General features: G+C 56.8%; 14 protein-coding genes, 1 tRNA gene and 1 pseudogene. 2 read left to right on the top strand and 14 right to left on the bottom strand.

Annotated features, from left to right (window positions below; genetic code table 11):
- The first annotated feature begins 177 nt into the window (after window positions 1–177).
- On the top strand, window positions 178–441 hold the full coding sequence (locus tag ACYZUD_RS01185; RefSeq protein WP_427544950.1) for a hypothetical protein: 264 nt from the start codon (window positions 178–180) through the stop codon (window positions 439–441).
- Between the two features lie 442 nt (window positions 442–883).
- On the opposite strand, the gene ACYZUD_RS01180 is transcribed toward ACYZUD_RS01185, so the two are convergent.
- The 3 genes from ACYZUD_RS01180 to ACYZUD_RS01170 form a co-directional block, all read right to left on the bottom strand.
- The gene (locus ACYZUD_RS01180; protein WP_462022217.1) at window positions 884–3,331 is read right to left on the bottom strand and encodes a TonB-dependent siderophore receptor; all 2,448 of its coding nucleotides are present in this window, start codon (window positions 3,329–3,331) and stop codon (window positions 884–886) included.
- 103 nt (window positions 3,332–3,434) lie between these two features.
- Complete coding sequence (locus tag ACYZUD_RS01175; protein ID WP_462022215.1) at window positions 3,435–4,400, bottom strand: FecR domain-containing protein; 966 nt, start codon at window positions 4,398–4,400, stop codon at window positions 3,435–3,437.
- Window positions 4,401–4,413: 13 nt separating this feature from the next.
- Window positions 4,414–4,917: a sigma-70 family RNA polymerase sigma factor gene (locus tag ACYZUD_RS01170; protein ID WP_462022214.1), complete on the bottom strand. Its 504-nt coding sequence runs from the start codon at window positions 4,915–4,917 to the stop codon at window positions 4,414–4,416.
- A 228-nt stretch (window positions 4,918–5,145) separates the two neighbouring features.
- Here ACYZUD_RS01170 and ACYZUD_RS01165 point away from each other — a divergent pair.
- Window positions 5,146–6,559 (top strand): annotated as a pseudogene (locus tag ACYZUD_RS01165) (IS1182 family transposase).
- A gap of 253 nt (window positions 6,560–6,812) precedes the next feature.
- On the opposite strand, the gene ACYZUD_RS01160 reads toward ACYZUD_RS01165, so the two are convergent.
- The 11 genes from ACYZUD_RS01160 to thrS form a co-directional block, all read right to left on the bottom strand.
- Window positions 6,813–7,799 carry a DUF4917 family protein gene (locus ACYZUD_RS01160; RefSeq protein WP_462022212.1) on the bottom strand — a complete coding sequence of 329 codons (987 nt, stop codon included), beginning with the start codon at window positions 7,797–7,799 and terminating at the stop codon, window positions 6,813–6,815.
- Window positions 7,800–8,013: 214 nt separating this feature from the next.
- Window positions 8,014–9,233, bottom strand: a protein-coding gene (locus ACYZUD_RS01155) for an IS3 family transposase (RefSeq protein ID WP_462021020.1) whose coding sequence is annotated in 2 segments (ribosomal slippage) — window positions 8,014–8,888 and window positions 8,888–9,233 — 1,221 coding nt in all. Because the reading frame shifts where the segments join, the coding sequence is not laid out codon by codon here.
- Window positions 9,234–9,511: 278 nt separating this feature from the next.
- Window positions 9,512–9,588: transfer RNA gene (locus ACYZUD_RS01150), tRNA-Pro, on the bottom strand.
- Window positions 9,589–9,677: 89 nt separating this feature from the next.
- Window positions 9,678–10,034: a MerR family transcriptional regulator gene (locus ACYZUD_RS01145; RefSeq protein ID WP_003179985.1), complete on the bottom strand. Its 357-nt coding sequence runs from the start codon at window positions 10,032–10,034 to the stop codon at window positions 9,678–9,680.
- Window positions 10,015–10,317 carry an integration host factor subunit alpha gene (gene ihfA, locus ACYZUD_RS01140; RefSeq protein WP_002553164.1) on the bottom strand — a complete coding sequence of 101 codons (303 nt, stop codon included), beginning with the start codon at window positions 10,315–10,317 and terminating at the stop codon, window positions 10,015–10,017. Before ihfA ends, ACYZUD_RS01145 begins: the two co-directional genes overlap by 20 nt.
- Window positions 10,318–10,320: 3 nt before the next feature.
- Entirely contained in the window at window positions 10,321–12,702 is a 2,382-nt protein-coding gene (gene pheT, locus ACYZUD_RS01135) for a phenylalanine--tRNA ligase subunit beta (RefSeq protein ID WP_462022211.1), read from the bottom strand.
- A 26-nt stretch (window positions 12,703–12,728) separates the two neighbouring features.
- Complete coding sequence (gene pheS / locus ACYZUD_RS01130; RefSeq protein WP_007905876.1) at window positions 12,729–13,745, bottom strand: phenylalanine--tRNA ligase subunit alpha; 1,017 nt, start codon at window positions 13,743–13,745, stop codon at window positions 12,729–12,731.
- Between the two features lie 109 nt (window positions 13,746–13,854).
- A complete protein-coding gene (rplT, locus tag ACYZUD_RS01125; protein ID WP_007905879.1) occupies window positions 13,855–14,211 on the bottom strand; it encodes a 50S ribosomal protein L20 in 357 nt (118 codons plus the stop codon).
- 27 nt (window positions 14,212–14,238) lie between these two features.
- A complete protein-coding gene (gene rpmI, locus ACYZUD_RS01120; protein WP_008145659.1) occupies window positions 14,239–14,433 on the bottom strand; it encodes a 50S ribosomal protein L35 in 195 nt (64 codons plus the stop codon).
- A gap of 60 nt (window positions 14,434–14,493) precedes the next feature.
- Window positions 14,494–15,045, bottom strand: a complete 552-nt coding sequence (infC, locus tag ACYZUD_RS01115) for a translation initiation factor IF-3 (protein ID WP_172435341.1) — start codon at window positions 15,043–15,045, stop codon at window positions 14,494–14,496.
- Window positions 15,045–16,967, bottom strand: a complete 1,923-nt coding sequence (gene thrS / locus ACYZUD_RS01110) for a threonine--tRNA ligase (RefSeq protein ID WP_462022210.1) — start codon at window positions 16,965–16,967, stop codon at window positions 15,045–15,047. Before thrS ends, infC begins: the two co-directional genes overlap by 1 nt.
- Window positions 16,968–17,129: the final 162 nt, after the last annotated feature.

Here is a 17,129-nt window from a genome sequence, read left to right as displayed (position 1 = left end):
AATTGGTTCGCGCAAGCTCTCTGCGAACTCCGAATAAATGTTTGCAATTCTTTTAAAATCAGACAGTTAAAAATCCGCAACCGTTCTTTGTACCGTAAAAAATGTAGAAGTCTTACGGCTAGAGCGCAAGGGGGCGGTTTATTACTATTAACTGTGACCAAACTGGACATAAGTGCGATGCGCGAGCCCATTCAAATCCAAATCCTCGCATCCGAATTAGAGCTCGATCTCAAGGATCGATATGGCCTGATGGTGGGTGGCAGCGCGCTGTGGAGAGAGTTGGGTTACACGTCTTACGACGCGTTTCGTAAGGCTAAACAGCGGGGAACGATTGAGGTGCCCCTGTTTGAAGTACCTAATCGTCGAGGGTTCTTCGCTCTGTCCAAGGAGGTCGCCTGCTGGATTGCCACGCAGCGCTGCGCACGGCAGCAGGCCGTGTGACCTAGGCATATGAGGAGTATCGCAATGAGACCAGGCTAGGAGTTAGCCGGTGGACTTGGAACACAAAAAAGCCCAGGGGTGGAGTCCTAGGCTTTTTTAGTGGTGTTAGGTTTTGAGCCCTACGCACCATCATTCTGTGTTCCTCGCGTTCGGCGTCAAGCCGATCACCTTCCGTTTGTCTGCAATTTTCACACGGCGCGACTTGTGAGGCATTCACACGCCTGTCGCGAGGAGAACACATGAGGCTGCCAATAGTTACGCAGCGCGAGGTGCTACGTCTCGCGTGCGACCCCAGGCTGTCGAATAGGGCGATTCAGATCGAGGAAATGATAGGCACCTCCTCGCCTTGACCGCCCTGACGAAAAAGCCCCGCTTTAGAAGGCTTGATCGTTCACGACGCCTATCCGTCAAACTGGCTTTTGTATACGTAGTCTGGCCGCACTTACCATTTGTACGTCAGGCTTCCAATCACAGTGCGGCGCGTGCCGTAGAACACGCTGTTCTCGTAGAACCCGGGCGTAAAGTAGGTTTTGTCGAACAGGTTGTTGACGTTCAAATCGATGCTGGTCCCCGCAAGGCTGGCGTTCAACTTGCTCAGGTCGTAGCGCAGGCTGGCGTCAGTCAGGCTGTAGCCGGGGACCTTGACGGTATTCTTGGCGTTGTAGGACGAACCTACATAACGCTGCCCGACGCCCACTCCCACACCATCGAGCGGTCCGTTTTGAAGGCTGTAGTCCAGCCACAACGATCCAGTATTTTTCGCCACCGCGATCGGCCGGTTGCCCTTGAGGCTATAGGCCGTCACACCCGTGCCGACGGTGTTGGCTTCTGTCACTTCGGCGTCGGTGTAGGCGTAGGACGCAATCAGGTCCAGGCTTTGCGTCAGCTCGGCCTTGCCTTCCAGCTCGAAGCCTCTTGAACGTTGCTCGCCCGTCTGCACCTGGAAGCTTGCGTTGGTCGGGTCGGTGGTGGTGACGTTTTTCTGGGTCAGGTCATACATCGATGCGGTGATGAAGCTGTTCTGGCTTGGCGGCTGGTACTTGACACCCAACTCGTATTGCTCGCCCTCGGTCGGCTTGAACGTGCTGCCATCCTGCGCGGTACCGGAGGTTGGCTGGAACGAGGTGCTATAGCTGGCGTAAGGCGTGATGCCGTTATCGAAAAGGTACGCCAGGCCCACGCGACCGGTGAACTTGTGGTCATTCTGCGCACTGCGATCGCCACTGCCCAGGTAGCTGTATTCGCGGTCCTCCAGCCAGTCCTGCCGCCCGCCAAGAGTCAGACGCCAGTTGTCGAGCTTGAGCTGGTCCTGAAAGTACGCGCCCTTCTGCACCACGACGCTTTTGCCGTCGGTGGATTTGGCCGCGTTCCACACCACGTTGGCGTTGTACACCGGGTCGAAGATGTCCACCGTCTGGTTGTTCGAACCCAGTCGTGACTCGCGTCCCGAATAGTGACCGTAGTCGATACCGAACAGCACCTGATGATTGACCGGACCGGTGTCGAATTGGCCTTGCAGGTTGTTGTCGAGCAGGAAGGTGTCGGTCTTCTTCGGTCGCTTCTGGTAGCCGAAGGTGTAGGTGCGGCCGTCGCTGCCCAGTTGCGCACTGTTACGCGCGCCGTTGCTGATGTAGTCGACATCGGACTCCACGTAACGAGCGTTCTGTTCAAACTTCCAGTTCTCGCTGAGCTGACGGTCGAAGATATAACCGACCGATGTGTTCTCGACGTCGTAGTGGCTGACATGGGGATCGCCCAGATAGGTGCTCGACGGCACGTGACCAACGGCTGTCCCGTTGAGCGTGCCATTGACCGGGAAGCTTTGTTCGGCGCCGCCCTTGCGGCTTTTCATGTAGCTGGTCAGGACCGTGAAGCTGGTGTCGTCATCTGGTTTCCAGGTCAGCGAGGGGGCGACGTAGGTGCGGTCATCCGGCGAGTGATCGACCTGCGTGCCGCTATCGCGTTGCAGGGCGACGAAGCGGTAGGTCAACTTGCCCTCGTCATCGATACGCCCGCCTAGGTCAATGGCTTCCTGACGGCGATCGTGGCTGCCACCCTGAATCTGTACTTCGTGAATGGTTTCGTCGGTGGGCCGTTTGCTGGTCAGGTTGACCATGCCGCCGGGCGCCATCTGCCCATAGAGCACCGATGCCGGGCCCTTGATCACGTCGATGCGTTCCAGCGCGAAGGTCTCGAAGTCGGTGTCGTACTGGTTGAAGCCGCTGCGCAGGCCGTCCTTGTAGATGCCGAACAAGTTGAAGGAGCGGAAGCCGCGCATGTAAATGTCGGGGGCGCCCTGCCCGCCCACGTAATCGATGGCGCGAATGCCGGGGGTATAGGCCACCGCCGAGTTGAAATCCTGCACGCCGCGTTTGTCCATTTCGTCGCGGGTGATCACCGATATCGACTGCGACACTTCGTTGATCGCTGTGTTGGTCTTGGTGCCAACGCTGCTGCGGTTGGCGACGATGCCTTCGATGGGCTCGGTAATGCTCTGCTCGGCGGCGCCATTGATGGTCGAGGTCGGCAAGGTCATCGAGCCTTCAGGCGCGGTCTGCAAGGTGTAACTGCCGTTGCTCAGGTGTACCGCTTGCAGTCCCGAACCCGAGAGCAGCAGCGCAAGCCCCTGCTCGACGGTGTAGTCGCCGTGTAGTCCCTGACTCACGCGTCCCGCTGTCTGTTGCGCCGGGTAGGACACCAACAGATTGGCCTGGTGGCCGAACTGATTGAGGGCGTCTCGTAGGCTGCCTGCGGCGATATCGTAATGACGCGTGCTGTCGGCAGCAGAGGCCCGCGCGGGGGCGAGAAGTAGTGCGCTGCTAAACGCGCCGGACGCCAGGCTAAAGGCGAGCGCCAAGGGTATGGCGCGAAGGCGCAGGGGGTGATTCATGTCAAACTCCACGAGAAATGAGCAAGGAAAAAGGTGTCTTTATTTCCATGTCTCGCGAGAACGCCATATGGACCACCCTGAGCAGAAGTTTTTCAAAATAGATTCAGGTCCGCCGTTCCCTGGGCTCCAGAGTGACCCAATAAGGGGTGAAACTGCGCACGTGCAGGTTGAACGTCGCACCGAGGGTTTGCAGGATCCTGTCAGTGTCGGTCAGCGGGTATGTCCCGGCCACCCGAATGCTCGCTACCGTAGTGCTGCAACCTAGATGTCCGGACCGGTAGCGACTCACTTCGGCGAGAAAATCCTCCAGGCGCTGGTCGTGGGCAATGATGATGCGATCCGTCCACGCCAGGTCAGCATCGCTGACCGAGCGGATCGGGCCGAGTTCGTCAGGGGTGAACATCACCTGTTGCCCGGCTTGCAGCACCAGCGCCGGGCGCTTCCCTGTTAACAGGGTGACGTTTCCTTCAGCCACCGCAACACGGCTGTATCCCTCGGCCTGGCGAAGCAGAAAGCGGCTGCTGAAGGTTTCGATGCGACCTTGGGCGGTGTACGCCAGGAAAGGACGTGTCATCCGGTCATTGCCAGTACGGACTTGCACTTCGCCACGCAACAGGCGCAGCAGACGGGAGTTGGCATCGAAGCGCACATCGATGGCGGTGTCGGTGTTCATCAACACGCGAGTTCCGTCGACCAGCGTCAGCTGACGTTGCTCGCCCACCGCGCTGTGATAGTCGGCACTGACGTTCTGCCAGAGAGTCGTATCGCGCCCGGCCCAGGCGCCGGCGCCCAGGCTGACCAGCAACGCCAGGGCCTTGATCGCCCGGCGCCGTTCCAGATCGGGCCTGTCGGATGAATTGAGCGTGGCCTGAGCGATATGGGCGTTTTGCACCAACCCCGAAAAGCGCTCGCCAAACGCCTCGATACGCTGCCAGGCGCGCTCATGCTCGGGGTCCTGCGCGCGCCATTGTCGCCATTGGACGAGCGTGGCTGGCGCCACAGGCGGGCTTTGCAACTCCACCATCCACTCGACCGCGCGCTCGGCAACGGCTGGCGAAACGGCGCTCATCAAGAGGTCCCCTTCACGCTGCAAAGAAACACTGTACACCCGCCTTGACGATGTAGCGCTTGACCGTGGTCACCGAGACATTCAGGCGGGCCGCAATATCTGAATGTGCCAGACCATCGAGCTGCGACCAGAGAAACGCCTGACGCACATCGGCCGCCAGCCCATCGAGCAGGCGATCCAGTTCGATCAAGGTTTCCAGCAGGATTGCCTGCTCTTCAAGCGACGGCATCACATTCTCAGGGAGGCTGGCGAGCACCTCCAGATAGGCACGCTCCAGCTTCTGACGGCGGAAATGATTACTCAACACGCTGCGTGCGATGGTCACCAGCAAAGCGCGTGACTCACGAATCTCGATGGGGTCTTTCTTGGTCAGTAAGCGAAGGAAAGTGTCATGGGTCAGGTCTGCGGCGTTGCTGCTACAGCCCAGTTTCTTGCGCAGCCAGTTTTGCAGCCAGCCGTGATGGTCGGTGTAGAGCGTCTGGATGTCGACGCAAGGCTGGGTGTCATGTGGCGGCATGGAAAATGGGCCCGGAAAAGCGAGAGGAAATCAGTGCGTACTTGATAATGCTTATCGTATGCGATTGAGCCCTGATTGCTCAAGCCCACACTTAGGCACCTCTTGCTGGTCTCACGCGGAACTGCTCAAAGGAGAGAATCACAGCGTCTCCTATCGGCCGAGAGTGTGTAAAAACGCCTTTGCGAACCCTTGCTATGATTTCTGAGGATTTCATCGCAGGGATCGCCCATGAAGCGCTTCATTCAAGGTGAACATCGGGGCCAAAGTACATTACTCCCCGAAAGCCTCGACGATTACGTGACTGATACCAACCCGGTGCGTGTAGTCGATGTCTTCGTCGACGAACTCGACCTGGGCAAGCTGGGTTTTGAAGGTGTCATGCCAGCAAGTACCGGCCGACCTGCTTACCATCCCGAGATCCTGCTGAAGATCTACATTTATGGCTATCTCAACCGCATCCAATCCACCCGGCGCCTGGAGCGAGAGACGCAGCGCAATGTCGAACTGATGTGGCTGATCGGCCGTTTGATGCCTGACTTCAAGACCCTCGCAAATTTCAGAAAAGATAACGGTAAAGCCATTTTCGGCGTCTGCCGACAGTTCGTCGTACTGTGTCAGCAGCTAGGATTATTCGAAGAAAGCCTGGTCGCCATCGACGGCAGCAAGTTCAAGGCGGTCAATAACCGCGACCGCAATTTCACCAGCACCAAGCTGCAACGGCGGATGGAAGAAATTGAATCGAGCATCAACCGGTATCTGACGGAACTCGACGAAGCCGATCAGCAAGAACCGTCGATCTCACGGCCCAAGGCTGCCCGTTTGCAAGAGAAGATCAACAAGCTAAAAGCTCAGATGAAAGAGCTTCAGGTCATCGAAACCCGGCTTAACGAAGCGCCGGATAAACAGGTTTCACTGACCGACCCGGACGCTCGATCCATGATGACGCGAGGCACTGGAATCGTCGGCTATAACGTGCAGACGGCGGTCGATGCGAAGCATCATTTGATCGTGGCTCACGAAGTAACCAATGTCGGTTCTGATCGCGATCAACTCAGTTCGATGGCCAAGCAGACGCGCGAGGCCATGGGCCTGGAAACGCTCTCGGTGGTAGCTGACAAAGGCTACTTCAAAAGCGAATAAATCCTGGCCTGCCACGATGCGGATATCGTCGCCTATGTACCGAAATCGATGACCTCTGCGTTTCAACAACGATGCCTTCCGCTATGACGCGCAGAGAAACGAATACATTTGCCCGGCTGGGCAGGCTTTGATCTGGCGCTTTTCGAGCGTTGAAAAGGGAATGAAGTTGCACCGCTACTGGAGCTCACGCTGCCAAACTTGCCCGCTGAAAGCGCAGTGCACACCGAGTACGGAACGGCGTATCAGGCGTTGGGAGCATGAGGCCGTACTGGAAGAAATGCAGAGCCGTTTGAATAGTGCGCCCGAGATGATGCGGATCCGCAGGCGGACTGTCGAGCATCCCTTCGGGACGCTCAAACACTGGATGGGAGCGACACATTTCCTGACGCGAAAGCTGCAAGGAGTCAGCACGGAGATGAGCCTGAACGTGCTCGCCTACAACCTGAAGCGGACAATGAAAATCTTCGGTACCGAGGGGCTGCTAAGGGCTCTTGTAGCCTAACGGCTGCTATTTTTTGCGAGTGTATGAGGCCAATACAGCATGTTCCATTGACTGGTCATCCATGGCGACGCCTAAATCGAAATCTCAAGCACCAGAGCGCTCTACGAGCGCTCGAAGCAGTAAAGAAATCCGCGCTCGGCGGCCATCGCCAGTGAACGCGTTTTTACACACTCTCGGCCAAAAGCGGGCGGTTACTCAGGGCTTAGCAGGCCCTCCCTTGTAGCTTGGAGGTAGCTACAGAACTAGGGGCGATTCAAACTGCCCACCCGGTAGACGCACTATCAAAGAACACAACCTCTATATCGCCAAAGTGATCTCTGAGAGTACGGGCCGCGGCATCGCAGAACCGTTGGTTGCCCCGATAGACAGAACACGCAACCCGATCCACATCCGATTTCGACAGTCGATGAAGTAGGTGCGCTTCCTGCTCGCCCATTCCCCATCCAAAGATGGTGAGGCTCCCCTCCAATGAAGGAATAACCTCCCGATACACCGTGGATAGGTAGTAGCTGTTCTGGATCGCCGTGAGCTTCTGTGCCGAAGTACCTTCGCTTACAAACAGGGGAATAACATCACCGGTGCTCCAGGCATGCAGAATTGAGCCTAAAAGCCCTGGGCCTTGGTCGTGAATCTTGCTTTCTATTTCTACTACGTCTCGACACAGAGCCAAGTTACCGTGGGGATAGAAGACGAGCGTATTTGTCTGCTCCCCAGTACTCCGTCTAAAACGCTTCCAGTCGTCATCGAAGCTTCCACCCAGGAAGCAGTCCTTGAACCGATGCCGGTCCTGTACGTCTATCCCGTAGGTCATCGTCCAGTACACAAGCAAGTCGTAATTCAGCGACAGGATCGTACTGAACTGCTTCAGGAAGCGATACATACTGGGAAGACGAGCAGCTACATCAGCGTGTGCAGGGTGCACAGCGCGTACGGTTTCAATGAGTGCTTGGCGAATATCCCGGTAAATCTGACGTGTGATGCCATCAGGGATCCGGAGCGCAGTATTGACCTTGGCCGCATGCCAAATGAGCCGAAGCGCCAACTCAAAATCGTTCGTAGTGAATGACCTGAAAAGATCTTCTACATCAGCAGTAAGCAGGCCATGCTCACGTGCTTCCTGCAGAAGCGCCTCGTACCCGAAGCTCCTATCGATCGCGATACTCGCTCCGTTACCGACCAGAACAGTACCCCGCTCGAAGTCACCAGCGATCTCTTCCCAATCAAAAATTCGGTATGGCATAGATCCTTCCCTGGCATTAAAATACGCCGCCCTAACCTCAATGTTGATCCCCAAGCACAGCTTTAACACATATCCGTACACTCTTAAATATCATCTAGCCATCACTCGATCAAGATGGCGCGGTCAGCAACGACCAGAGAGCCACCGGTGTGGCAGAAAATGTGCTAATAAATCTGCTGGACTTGCCCCTACCAAACCGGACACCAACTCCCCGTTAAATTGATGCTGCCGCTAAGCGCCTGAACTCCCTCGGTGAACGATATTTCAAGGCGCTGTGCGGATGCTGCTCGTTGTAATGCTCGAAGGCAATTGCCAGATTGTGCAGCGCCGTTTCTCGATCCGGCTTGGGCATATGCGCCACATAATCGCGCTTAATCGTCTTCACGAAGCTCTCGGCCATACCATTGCTCTGAGGGCTGCGCACTGGAGTGGTCACCGGCTGCAAACCGATCTGTCGAGCAAACAGGCGTGTCTGTTCGGCGGTGTACGCCGAGCCGTTGTCGCTTAGCCATTGCACCGGCGTTGCAGGCAGTTGATCACCGAAGCGTTTCTCTACGCTCTCCAGCATCAAGTCGCGGATGTCATCGCCGCTGTACCCGGTCGGACTCGCGACCCAGCCGATGGCTTCGCGGTCACAGCAATCCAGGGCAAAGGTCACGCTCAGTTTGGCGCCGTCCTCACAGCGGAACTCAAAGCCGTCCGAGCACCAACGCGTATCACTGGTTTCCACGGCAATACGGCCTTCGTGCCGACGCGGCACGCCGGGCTGTTTGATCCGGCGTTCAAGCAAAAGGTTGTGGTCACGCATCACCCGGTAAACCCGCTTCACGTTGATCGCCGGCAGCGACCGCTTTTCACGGGCGCGACGCAGCAATCCCCAAACACGACGGTAGCCATAGCTGGGCAGCTCGCTGATCTGTTGCTGGATTTCAACCACCAGATCAGCGTCGTTCAGGGCCCTGCTTCGCCGGACTTTGGGCGATACCGATTGCTTGATTCGAACCGTTAATTGCGAGCGCGCCACACCGAGACATTCGCTGACCAGTTTCACTGGTCGTCCCCCGGCAACAAGGGTGAGTGCGCAATCCATTTTCGCGACCGGGCGATCTCCACCGCCTCTTTGAGGATTTCCGCTTCCATCGTCTTCTTGCCGAGCATCCGTTGCAGTTCACGGATCTGCTTGAGCGCATCGCTCAGCTCCGAGGCGGGCACAACGGCTTCACCGGCACTGACCGCCGACAGACTGCCGTCCTGATATAACTTGCGCCATAGGAACAGCTGGTTGGCATTGATGCCGTTGCGTCGAGCGACCACCGAAACGCTTTGCCCGGGCTCAAGGCTCTCGCGAACCATGGCCAGTTTTTGCTCCGGACTCCAGCGCCGTCGCCGCTCCTGGCCCAAAAGCTCCCCACTCTTGTCGTTGCTATTAGTCATAAACATAACCGTTTGCCTATCCCTTATCGTAAGGGGGAAACGGTGTCCTGTCTTCCATGGGGCTCGTTCAGATGGTGAAGCGCAGGGCTTTAGAACTTAGATCTTCTGCTTTATCAAGAATCGCCACGAAGACGGGAAGGTAGACAGTAACCGTAGCCGTAACACTGCTCAGACTCCAAAGCTACCTAGATCAGATATCCGTGGGAGTAAATGTGGGAGTATTTTTTAGACATGAAAAAGCCCAATCTTTTCAGATTGGGCTAAGTCATTGAATTATATGGTCGGGACGGAGTGATTCGAACACTCGACCCCTAGCACCCCATGCTAGTGCGCTACCGGACTGCGCTACGCCCCGACTAGGCGTGAAACTCGTCCTTCATCTCGAAGAACGCTCAAGAATATATCGCAAGCGTTTGAAAACTGGAAGTATTCAAACGCAGGAAATTATTTCTTGAGCACAACCAACACGTCTTCCAATTCAGCAATCATCTGCCGAATCATTTGCTTGTATTGGGTGGTGTCGTCTTTGGCTTCATCGCCGGACAAACGCAAGCGTGCGCCGCCGATGGTGAACCCCTGATCGTAAAGAAGCGCGCGGATCTGCCGGATCATCAACACGTCTTGTCGCTGATAATACCGGCGGTTCCCGCGGCGTTTGACGGGGTTGAGTTGAGGAAACTCCTGCTCCCAGTAGCGCAGCACGTGCGGTTTTACCGCACACAGCTCGCTGACTTCACCAATGGTGAAGTAGCGTTTGCCTGGGATGACGGGTAGCTCGTCGTTATGACTTGGTTCCAGCATAAGCCTCAACTCGGGCCTTCAACTTCTGCCCTGGACGAAAGGTGACCACACGGCGAGCCGTGATCGGGATTTCTTCACCCGTTTTCGGATTGCGGCCAGGCCGCTGGCGTTTGTCCCGAAGGTCGAAATTGCCGAAACCGGACAATTTGACTTGTTCGTTGTCTTCAAGAGCGTGCCTGATTTCTTCAAAAAACAGTTCGACCAATTCCTTAGCCTCCCGTTTATTCAGGCCCAGCTCCTCATACAGACGTTCCGCCATCTCAGCTTTCGTCAGAGCCCCCATACGTCACTTCCTTAACGTGGCGTTCAACCTTTGTTCGAGCGAGGTGAGGATGTTTTGCGTCGTAGTATTCACCTCATCGTCATTAAGAGTGCGCGATGGATGCTGCCAGGTCAAGCCAACTGCAAGGCTTTTTCTATGCGGATCAATACCTTTACCCTGATACACGTCAAATAGCCTGAGGTCTGTCAGCCATTCGCCTGCATTTTCACGGATTACGTCCAGTACGGCACTGGCTGCAACGCCGGTATCGGCTATTAGCGCCAGGTCACGACGCACTTCAGGAAAGCGCGATAACTCCTGGAATTTAGGCATTTTGCCCAACGCCACTTCCGCCAGAACCAGTTCGAAAACAAAAACCGGACGATCGAGGCCAAGGGTTTTCGACAATTCAGGGTGGATAGCGCCGACGAAACCGACCAGGCGACCTTCCCGCTCGATGCGCGCGGTTTGACCCGGGTGCAACGCAGGGTGTTTACCCGGTACGAAGCTGAACGAATCCAGTGCACCGGCAAAGCCCAGCACCGCTTCCACGTCGGCTTTGACGTCGAAGAAGTCCACGACATCGCGACCTTGTGCCCACCCTTCCGGCAGACGGCTACCGCAAACCACGCCAGCCAACATCGGCTCTTGCTTCAAGCCATCCAGCTGACCGACGAAACGCAGACCGCTTTCGAACAGACGGACGCGATCCTGTTGACGATTCAGGTTGTGCTGAAGCGCCTTGACCAGACCAGGCCACAGCGACGAACGCATCGCGGCCATGTCGTTCGAAATCGGGTTGGCCAGCAGCAGCGGCTCAACACCCGGATTAAACAACTCGAACTGTTTCGGATCGATGAAGCTATAAGTGATCGCTTCCTGATAACCACGAGCCACCAGCAGACGGCGCAGCTCAGGCAGGTCGCTACGCGCTTCAGCCTTGGCTTGCGGCGCCAGGCGGGCTTGCGGGTAGCGAACCGGCAGACGGTTGTAACCGTACAGGCGGGCCAGTTCTTCGATCAGGTCAACTTCCAGGCTGATATCGAAACGATGGCTTGGCACTTCTACGCGCCACTGCCCTGCCCCGTCGGCAGTAACGGTCAGACCCAAAGCGTTGAGCAGACGCTCGACTTCGGCCGAATCCATTTCCATGCCCAACATCTGGGTGATGCGCTGGGCACGCAGGGTGACCGGAGCAATCTTCGGCAGGTGTTGTTCACTGACGGTTTCGATGATCAGGCCGGCTTCGCCGCCGGTGATTTCCAGCAGCAGGCCAGTGGCGCGCTCCATGGCTTCACGGGCCAGCTGCCAGTCCACGCCACGCTCGTAGCGGTGCGAAGCGTCGGTGTGCAGGCCGTAGGAACGCGCCTTGCCAGCAACGGCAATCTGATCGAAGAACGCGCTTTCCAGGAAGATATCGCGAGTGGTCGCGGTGTTGACGCCGCTGTGCTCGCCCCCCATGACGCCGGCGATTGCCAGAGCGCGGGTGTGGTCGGCAATCACCAGGGTATCGCTACGCAGGGTGACTTCCTGGCCGTCGAGCAGCACCAGCTTCTCGCCTTCGTCGGCCATGCGCACGCGGATGCCGCCATTGATTTCGGCGAGATCGAACGCGTGCAACGGTTGACCCAGTTCCAGCATCACGTAGTTGGTGATGTCGACGGCCGCATCGATGCTGCGCACGTCGGCACGACGCAGACGCTCGACCATCCACAGCGGTGTAGGCTTGGACAGGTCGACGTTACGGATCACACGACCCAAGTAACGCGGGCAAGCGGCTGGCGCCAGCACTTCAACCGTACGCACTTCGTCGTGCACGGCTGGAACGGTAGCAACGACCGGGCGAGTGACTTCGGCGGCGTACAGCGCACCGACTTCACGGGCCAGACCGGCCAGGGACAGGCAGTCGCCGCGGTTCGGGGTCAGGTCGACCTCGATGCTGGCATCGTCCAGGCCCAAGTACTCACGAATATCCTGACCGACCGGCGCATCAGCCGGCAATTCCATCAAGCCGTCGTTGCCTTCGCCGACTTGCAGCTCGGCTTGCGAGCACAGCATGCCGTTGGACTCAACGCCACGCAGCTTGGCTTTCTTGATTTTGAAGTCACCTGGCAGTTCGGCACCGATCATGGCGAACGGGATCTTCAGGCCCGGGCGCACGTTTGGCGCACCACATACCACCTGGAAGGTCTCCGAGCCATTGCTGACCCGGCAAACACGCAGCTTGTCGGCGTCCGGGTGCTGCTCGGTGCTCAGCACTTCGCCCACAACCACGCCATTGAATTCACCAGCGGCCGGCGTAACGCTATCGACCTCAAGACCGGCCATCGACAGACGAGCAACCAGCTCGTCGCGACTTACCTGCGGGCTTACCCAGCCACGCAGCCATTGTTCACTGAATTTCATCCTGCTCTCCTAAGAATTCGTTACGACTAGCGAAATTGCGCGAGGAACCGCAAGTCGTTGTCGAAGAACAGACGCAAGTCGTTCACGCCGTAACGCAGCATGGCCAGACGCTCGACGCCCATGCCGAAGGCGAAGCCCGAAAACTCTTCCGGGTCGATCCCGGACATGCGCAGCACGTTCGGGTGAACCATGCCGCAGCCCATCACTTCCAGCCAGCCGGTCTGCTTGCAGACGCGGCAGCCTTTACCGCTGCACATCACGCATTCCATGTCGACTTCAGCGGACGGCTCGGTGAACGGGAAGTACGAAGGGCGGAAACGCACGGCGAGTTCTTTTTCGAAGAACACGCGCAGGAACTCTTCGATGGTGCCTTTCAGGTCGGCGAAATTGATGTCGCGATCGACCAGCAGGCCTTCGACCTGGTGAAACATCGGGGAGTGGGTGATATCCGAATCGCTACGGTACACACGGCCTGGACAGACGATGCGGATCGGCGGTTGTTTCGATTCCATGGTGCGGACCTGTACCGGCGAGGTATGGGTGCGCAACAGCATGTTGGCATTGAAATAGAAGGTGTCATGCATCGACCGGGCCGGGTGATGGCCTGGGATGTTGAGCGCCTCGAAGTTGTGGTAATCGTCTTCGACCTCAGGGCCTTCGGCGATGCCGTAGCCGATGTGGGTGAAGAACTGTTCGATACGTTCCAGAGTGCGAGTGACCGGATGCAGACCACCCGAGGTCTGGCCACGGCCAGGCAGGGTCACGTCAATGGACTCGGCGGACAGTTTGGCGGCCAGATCGGCCTCTTCAAACAGTGCCTTGCGAGCATTGAGAACCTCTGTGACACGCTCCTTGGCAACGTTGATCAGGGCGCCGACTTGCGGACGCTCTTCTGCCGGTAAATTCCCCAGGGTCTTCATCACCTGAGTCAATTCACCCTTTTTGCCAAGGTAGTGAACCCGGATTTGCTCCAGGGCATTGATATCTTCAGCGCTTTGCACAGCCTCTAGTGCTTGAGAGACGAGCGCGTCCAGGTTTTCCATGTACAGACTCCAGATACAAAATAGGGGAAGAGCTTGAAGGCTCTTCCCCTATTTATGACGTTTAACACCTGACCCCACAGAGGTGAGGCCGGGTGACTGTCGGGGGTACTTAAGCCAAGGTGGCTTTAGCTTTCTCGACAATCGCAGCAAACGCCGCTTTTTCGTTCACTGCCAGATCAGCCAGAACCTTACGGTCGATCTCGATGGACGCTTTTTTCAGGCCGGCGATGAAACGGCTGTAGGACAGACCGTTAATACGTGCACCAGCGTTGATACGAGCGATCCACAGAGCGCGGAACTGACGTTTTTTCTGACGACGGTCACGGTAGGCGTATTGGCCTGCCTTGATTACCGCTTGCTTGGCAACACGGAATACGCGCGAGCGAGCGCCGTAGTAGCCTTTAGCAAGTTTCAGAATTTTTTTGTGACGTTTACGGGCAATGACGCCACGCTTTACACGAGCCATGAGTTACTTCCTCTATTCTTGACTAAATTAACGAAGGCGCAGCATGCGCTCGACTTTTGCCACGTCACACGGTGCCAGCAAGCTGCTACCGCGCAGTTGACGCTTACGCTTGGTCGACATTTTAGTCAGGATGTGGCTCTTGAAAGCGTGCTTATGCTTGATACCGTTAGCAGTTTTCAGAAACCGCTTAGCAGCACCACTTTTCGTTTTCATTTTTGGCATGTTCGGATACTCCGCATTCAGTTGATAAACATAATCAGAAGGCCTGCCGTGCCCTGTTGATTACTTCTTCTTTTTCGGGGCGATGACCATGATCAGCTGGCGTCCTTCCATCTTAGGATGCTGTTCGACCGAACCGTACTCGAGCAAGTCACCTTCAACTCGCTTGAGGAGTTCCATCCCCAGCTCCTGGTGGGCCATCTCACGGCCGCGGAATCGCAAGGATACCTTGGCCCTGTCCCCATCACTCAGGAAACGTACCAGGTTGCGCAGTTTTACCTGGTAATCCCCTTCCTCCGTCCCTGGACGAAACTTGATTTCTTTAACCTGAATCTGCTTCTGGTTTTTCTTGGCCGCGGCAATCTGCTTCTTCTTTTCGAAGATCGACTTGCCGTAGTCCATCAGTTTGCAAACAGGGGGTACTGCATCGGCGGAAATTTCCACCAAATCCAGCTTGGCCTCTTCAGCCTTAAGAAGCGCGTCTTCAATTGACACAATCCCAAGCTGCTCACCCTCAGCCCCAATTAACCGAACCTCGCGTGCCGAGATATTCTCGTTGATCGGGGCTTTCGGTGCAGCTCGTTTATCTTGTCTCATTTCACGCTTAATAATAATTACTCCGAATCTGGGCGACCACGCCGGGAAACCGCTTGCGCGAGGAACTCAGCGAACTGGGCGACGGGCATCGAGCCCAGGTCAGCACCTTCACGAGTACGCACAGCGACAGTCTGCATCTCGACTTCCCGATCTCCGATAACCAAGAGATAGGGAACCTTGAGCAAAGTATGCTCGCGGATTTTAAAGCCGATCTTTTCATTTCTCAAGTCAGACTTGGCACGAAATCCGCTTTCGTTGAGAGTTTTTTCAACCTCGGCGGCAAAATCGGCTTGTTTATCAGTGATATTCATAATCACTGCCTGGGTCGGAGCCAGCCACGCGGGGAATGCACCCTCGTAGTGCTCGATCAGGATTCCGACGAAACGCTCGAAGGAACCCAGGATCGCCCGGTGCAACATGACCGGGTGCTTGCGACTGTTGTCTTCGGAGACGTATTCGGCTCCCAGACGGACAGGCAGGTTAAAATCGAGCTGAAGGGTACCACACTGCCAGACACGGCCGAGGCAATCTTTCAGCGAGAACTCGATCTTCGGACCGTAGAACGCACCCTCGCCCGGCTGCAGATCGTATGGCAGGCCAGCGCTATCAAGGGCTGCAGCCAATGCAGCTTCGGCGCGATCCCACAGCTCGTCGGAACCGACGCGCTTTTCCGGACGAGTGGACAGCTTCATTTCGACTTCTTTAAAGCCGAAGTCGGCATAGACGTCCATGGTCAGCTTGATGAACGCAGCGGATTCGGCCTGCATCTGCTCTTCAGTGCAGAAGATGTGGGCGTCGTCCTGAGTGAACGCACGCACGCGCATGATGCCGTGCAGCGCACCCGATGGCTCGTTACGGTGGCAGGCACCGAATTCGGCCAGACGCATCGGCAACTCGCGGTAGCTTTTCAGACCCTGATTGAACACTTGCACGTGGCAAGGGCAGTTCATTGGCTTGATCGCGTAGTCGCGGTTTTCCGACTGAGTGGTGAACATGTTGTCGGCGTAGTTGGCCCAGTGCCCGGATTTCTCCCACAGGCTGCGATCAACGACTTGCGGAGTCTTGATCTCCAGGTAGCCATTGTCGCGCTGAACCTTGCGCATGTACTGCTCGAGCACCTGATACAGCGTCCAGCCATTCGGGTGCCAGAAGACCATGCCCGGCGACTCTTCCTGGGTGTGGAACAGGCCCAAGCGCTTGCCGATCTTGCGGTGATCGCGCTTTTCAGCTTCTTCGATGCGCTGGATGTAAGCCGCCAACTGCTTCTTGTCGGCCCACGCGGTGCCGTAAACGCGCTGCAATTGCTCGTTCTTGGCATCGCCGCGCCAATAGGCGCCGGACAACTTGGTCAGCTTGAAGGATTTCAGGAAGCGCGTGTTCGGCACGTGCGGACCACGGCACATGTCGACGTATTCTTCGTGATAGTACAGACCCATGGCCTGCTCGTTCGGCATGTCCTCGACCAAGCGCAGCTTGTAGTCTTCGCCGCGGGCCTTGAACACTTCGATCACTTCGGCGCGCGGAGTGACTTTCTTGATCACGTCGTAATCTTTTTCGATCAGCTGCTGCATGCGCTGTTCGATGGCGGCCAGATCGTCCGGAGTGAAAGGACGTTCGAAGGCGATGTCGTAATAGAAGCCTTCGTCGATGACCGGACCGATGACCATCTTGGCGGTCGGGTACAACTGCTTGACTGCGTGGCCAACCAGGTGGGCGCAAGAGTGGCGAATGATCTCCAGCCCCTCTTCATCCTTTGGCGTAATGATTTGCAGCGTGGAATCGCTGTCGATGATGTCGCTGGCGTCGACCAGCGTGCCATTGACCTTGCCGGCCACGGTGGCTTTGGCCAGGCCAGCACCAATGGATGCGGCGACCTCGGCTACGGAAACCGGGTGATCGAATGAACGTTGACTGCCGTCGGGAAGAGTAATAGTTGGCATGGCGCCTCCTCTCCTAGTGGTGACCCCTACCAAAGGTCACGTGGGTTGGGATGAGCCAGTACAAGATCCGATCCAGGCCATTCAATGACGAACGCCTGCCTTACAGCGGCAGGAGCCTTGCGGCCAACCGGAAAACCGAACCAGAGTGACTGGGATTCAAAT

This window comes from Pseudomonas sp. XS1P51 (genome assembly GCF_054897845.1).
Note: the sequence above shows the minus strand (reverse complement) of the source record. Positions and strands in the feature narration are given on the sequence as shown.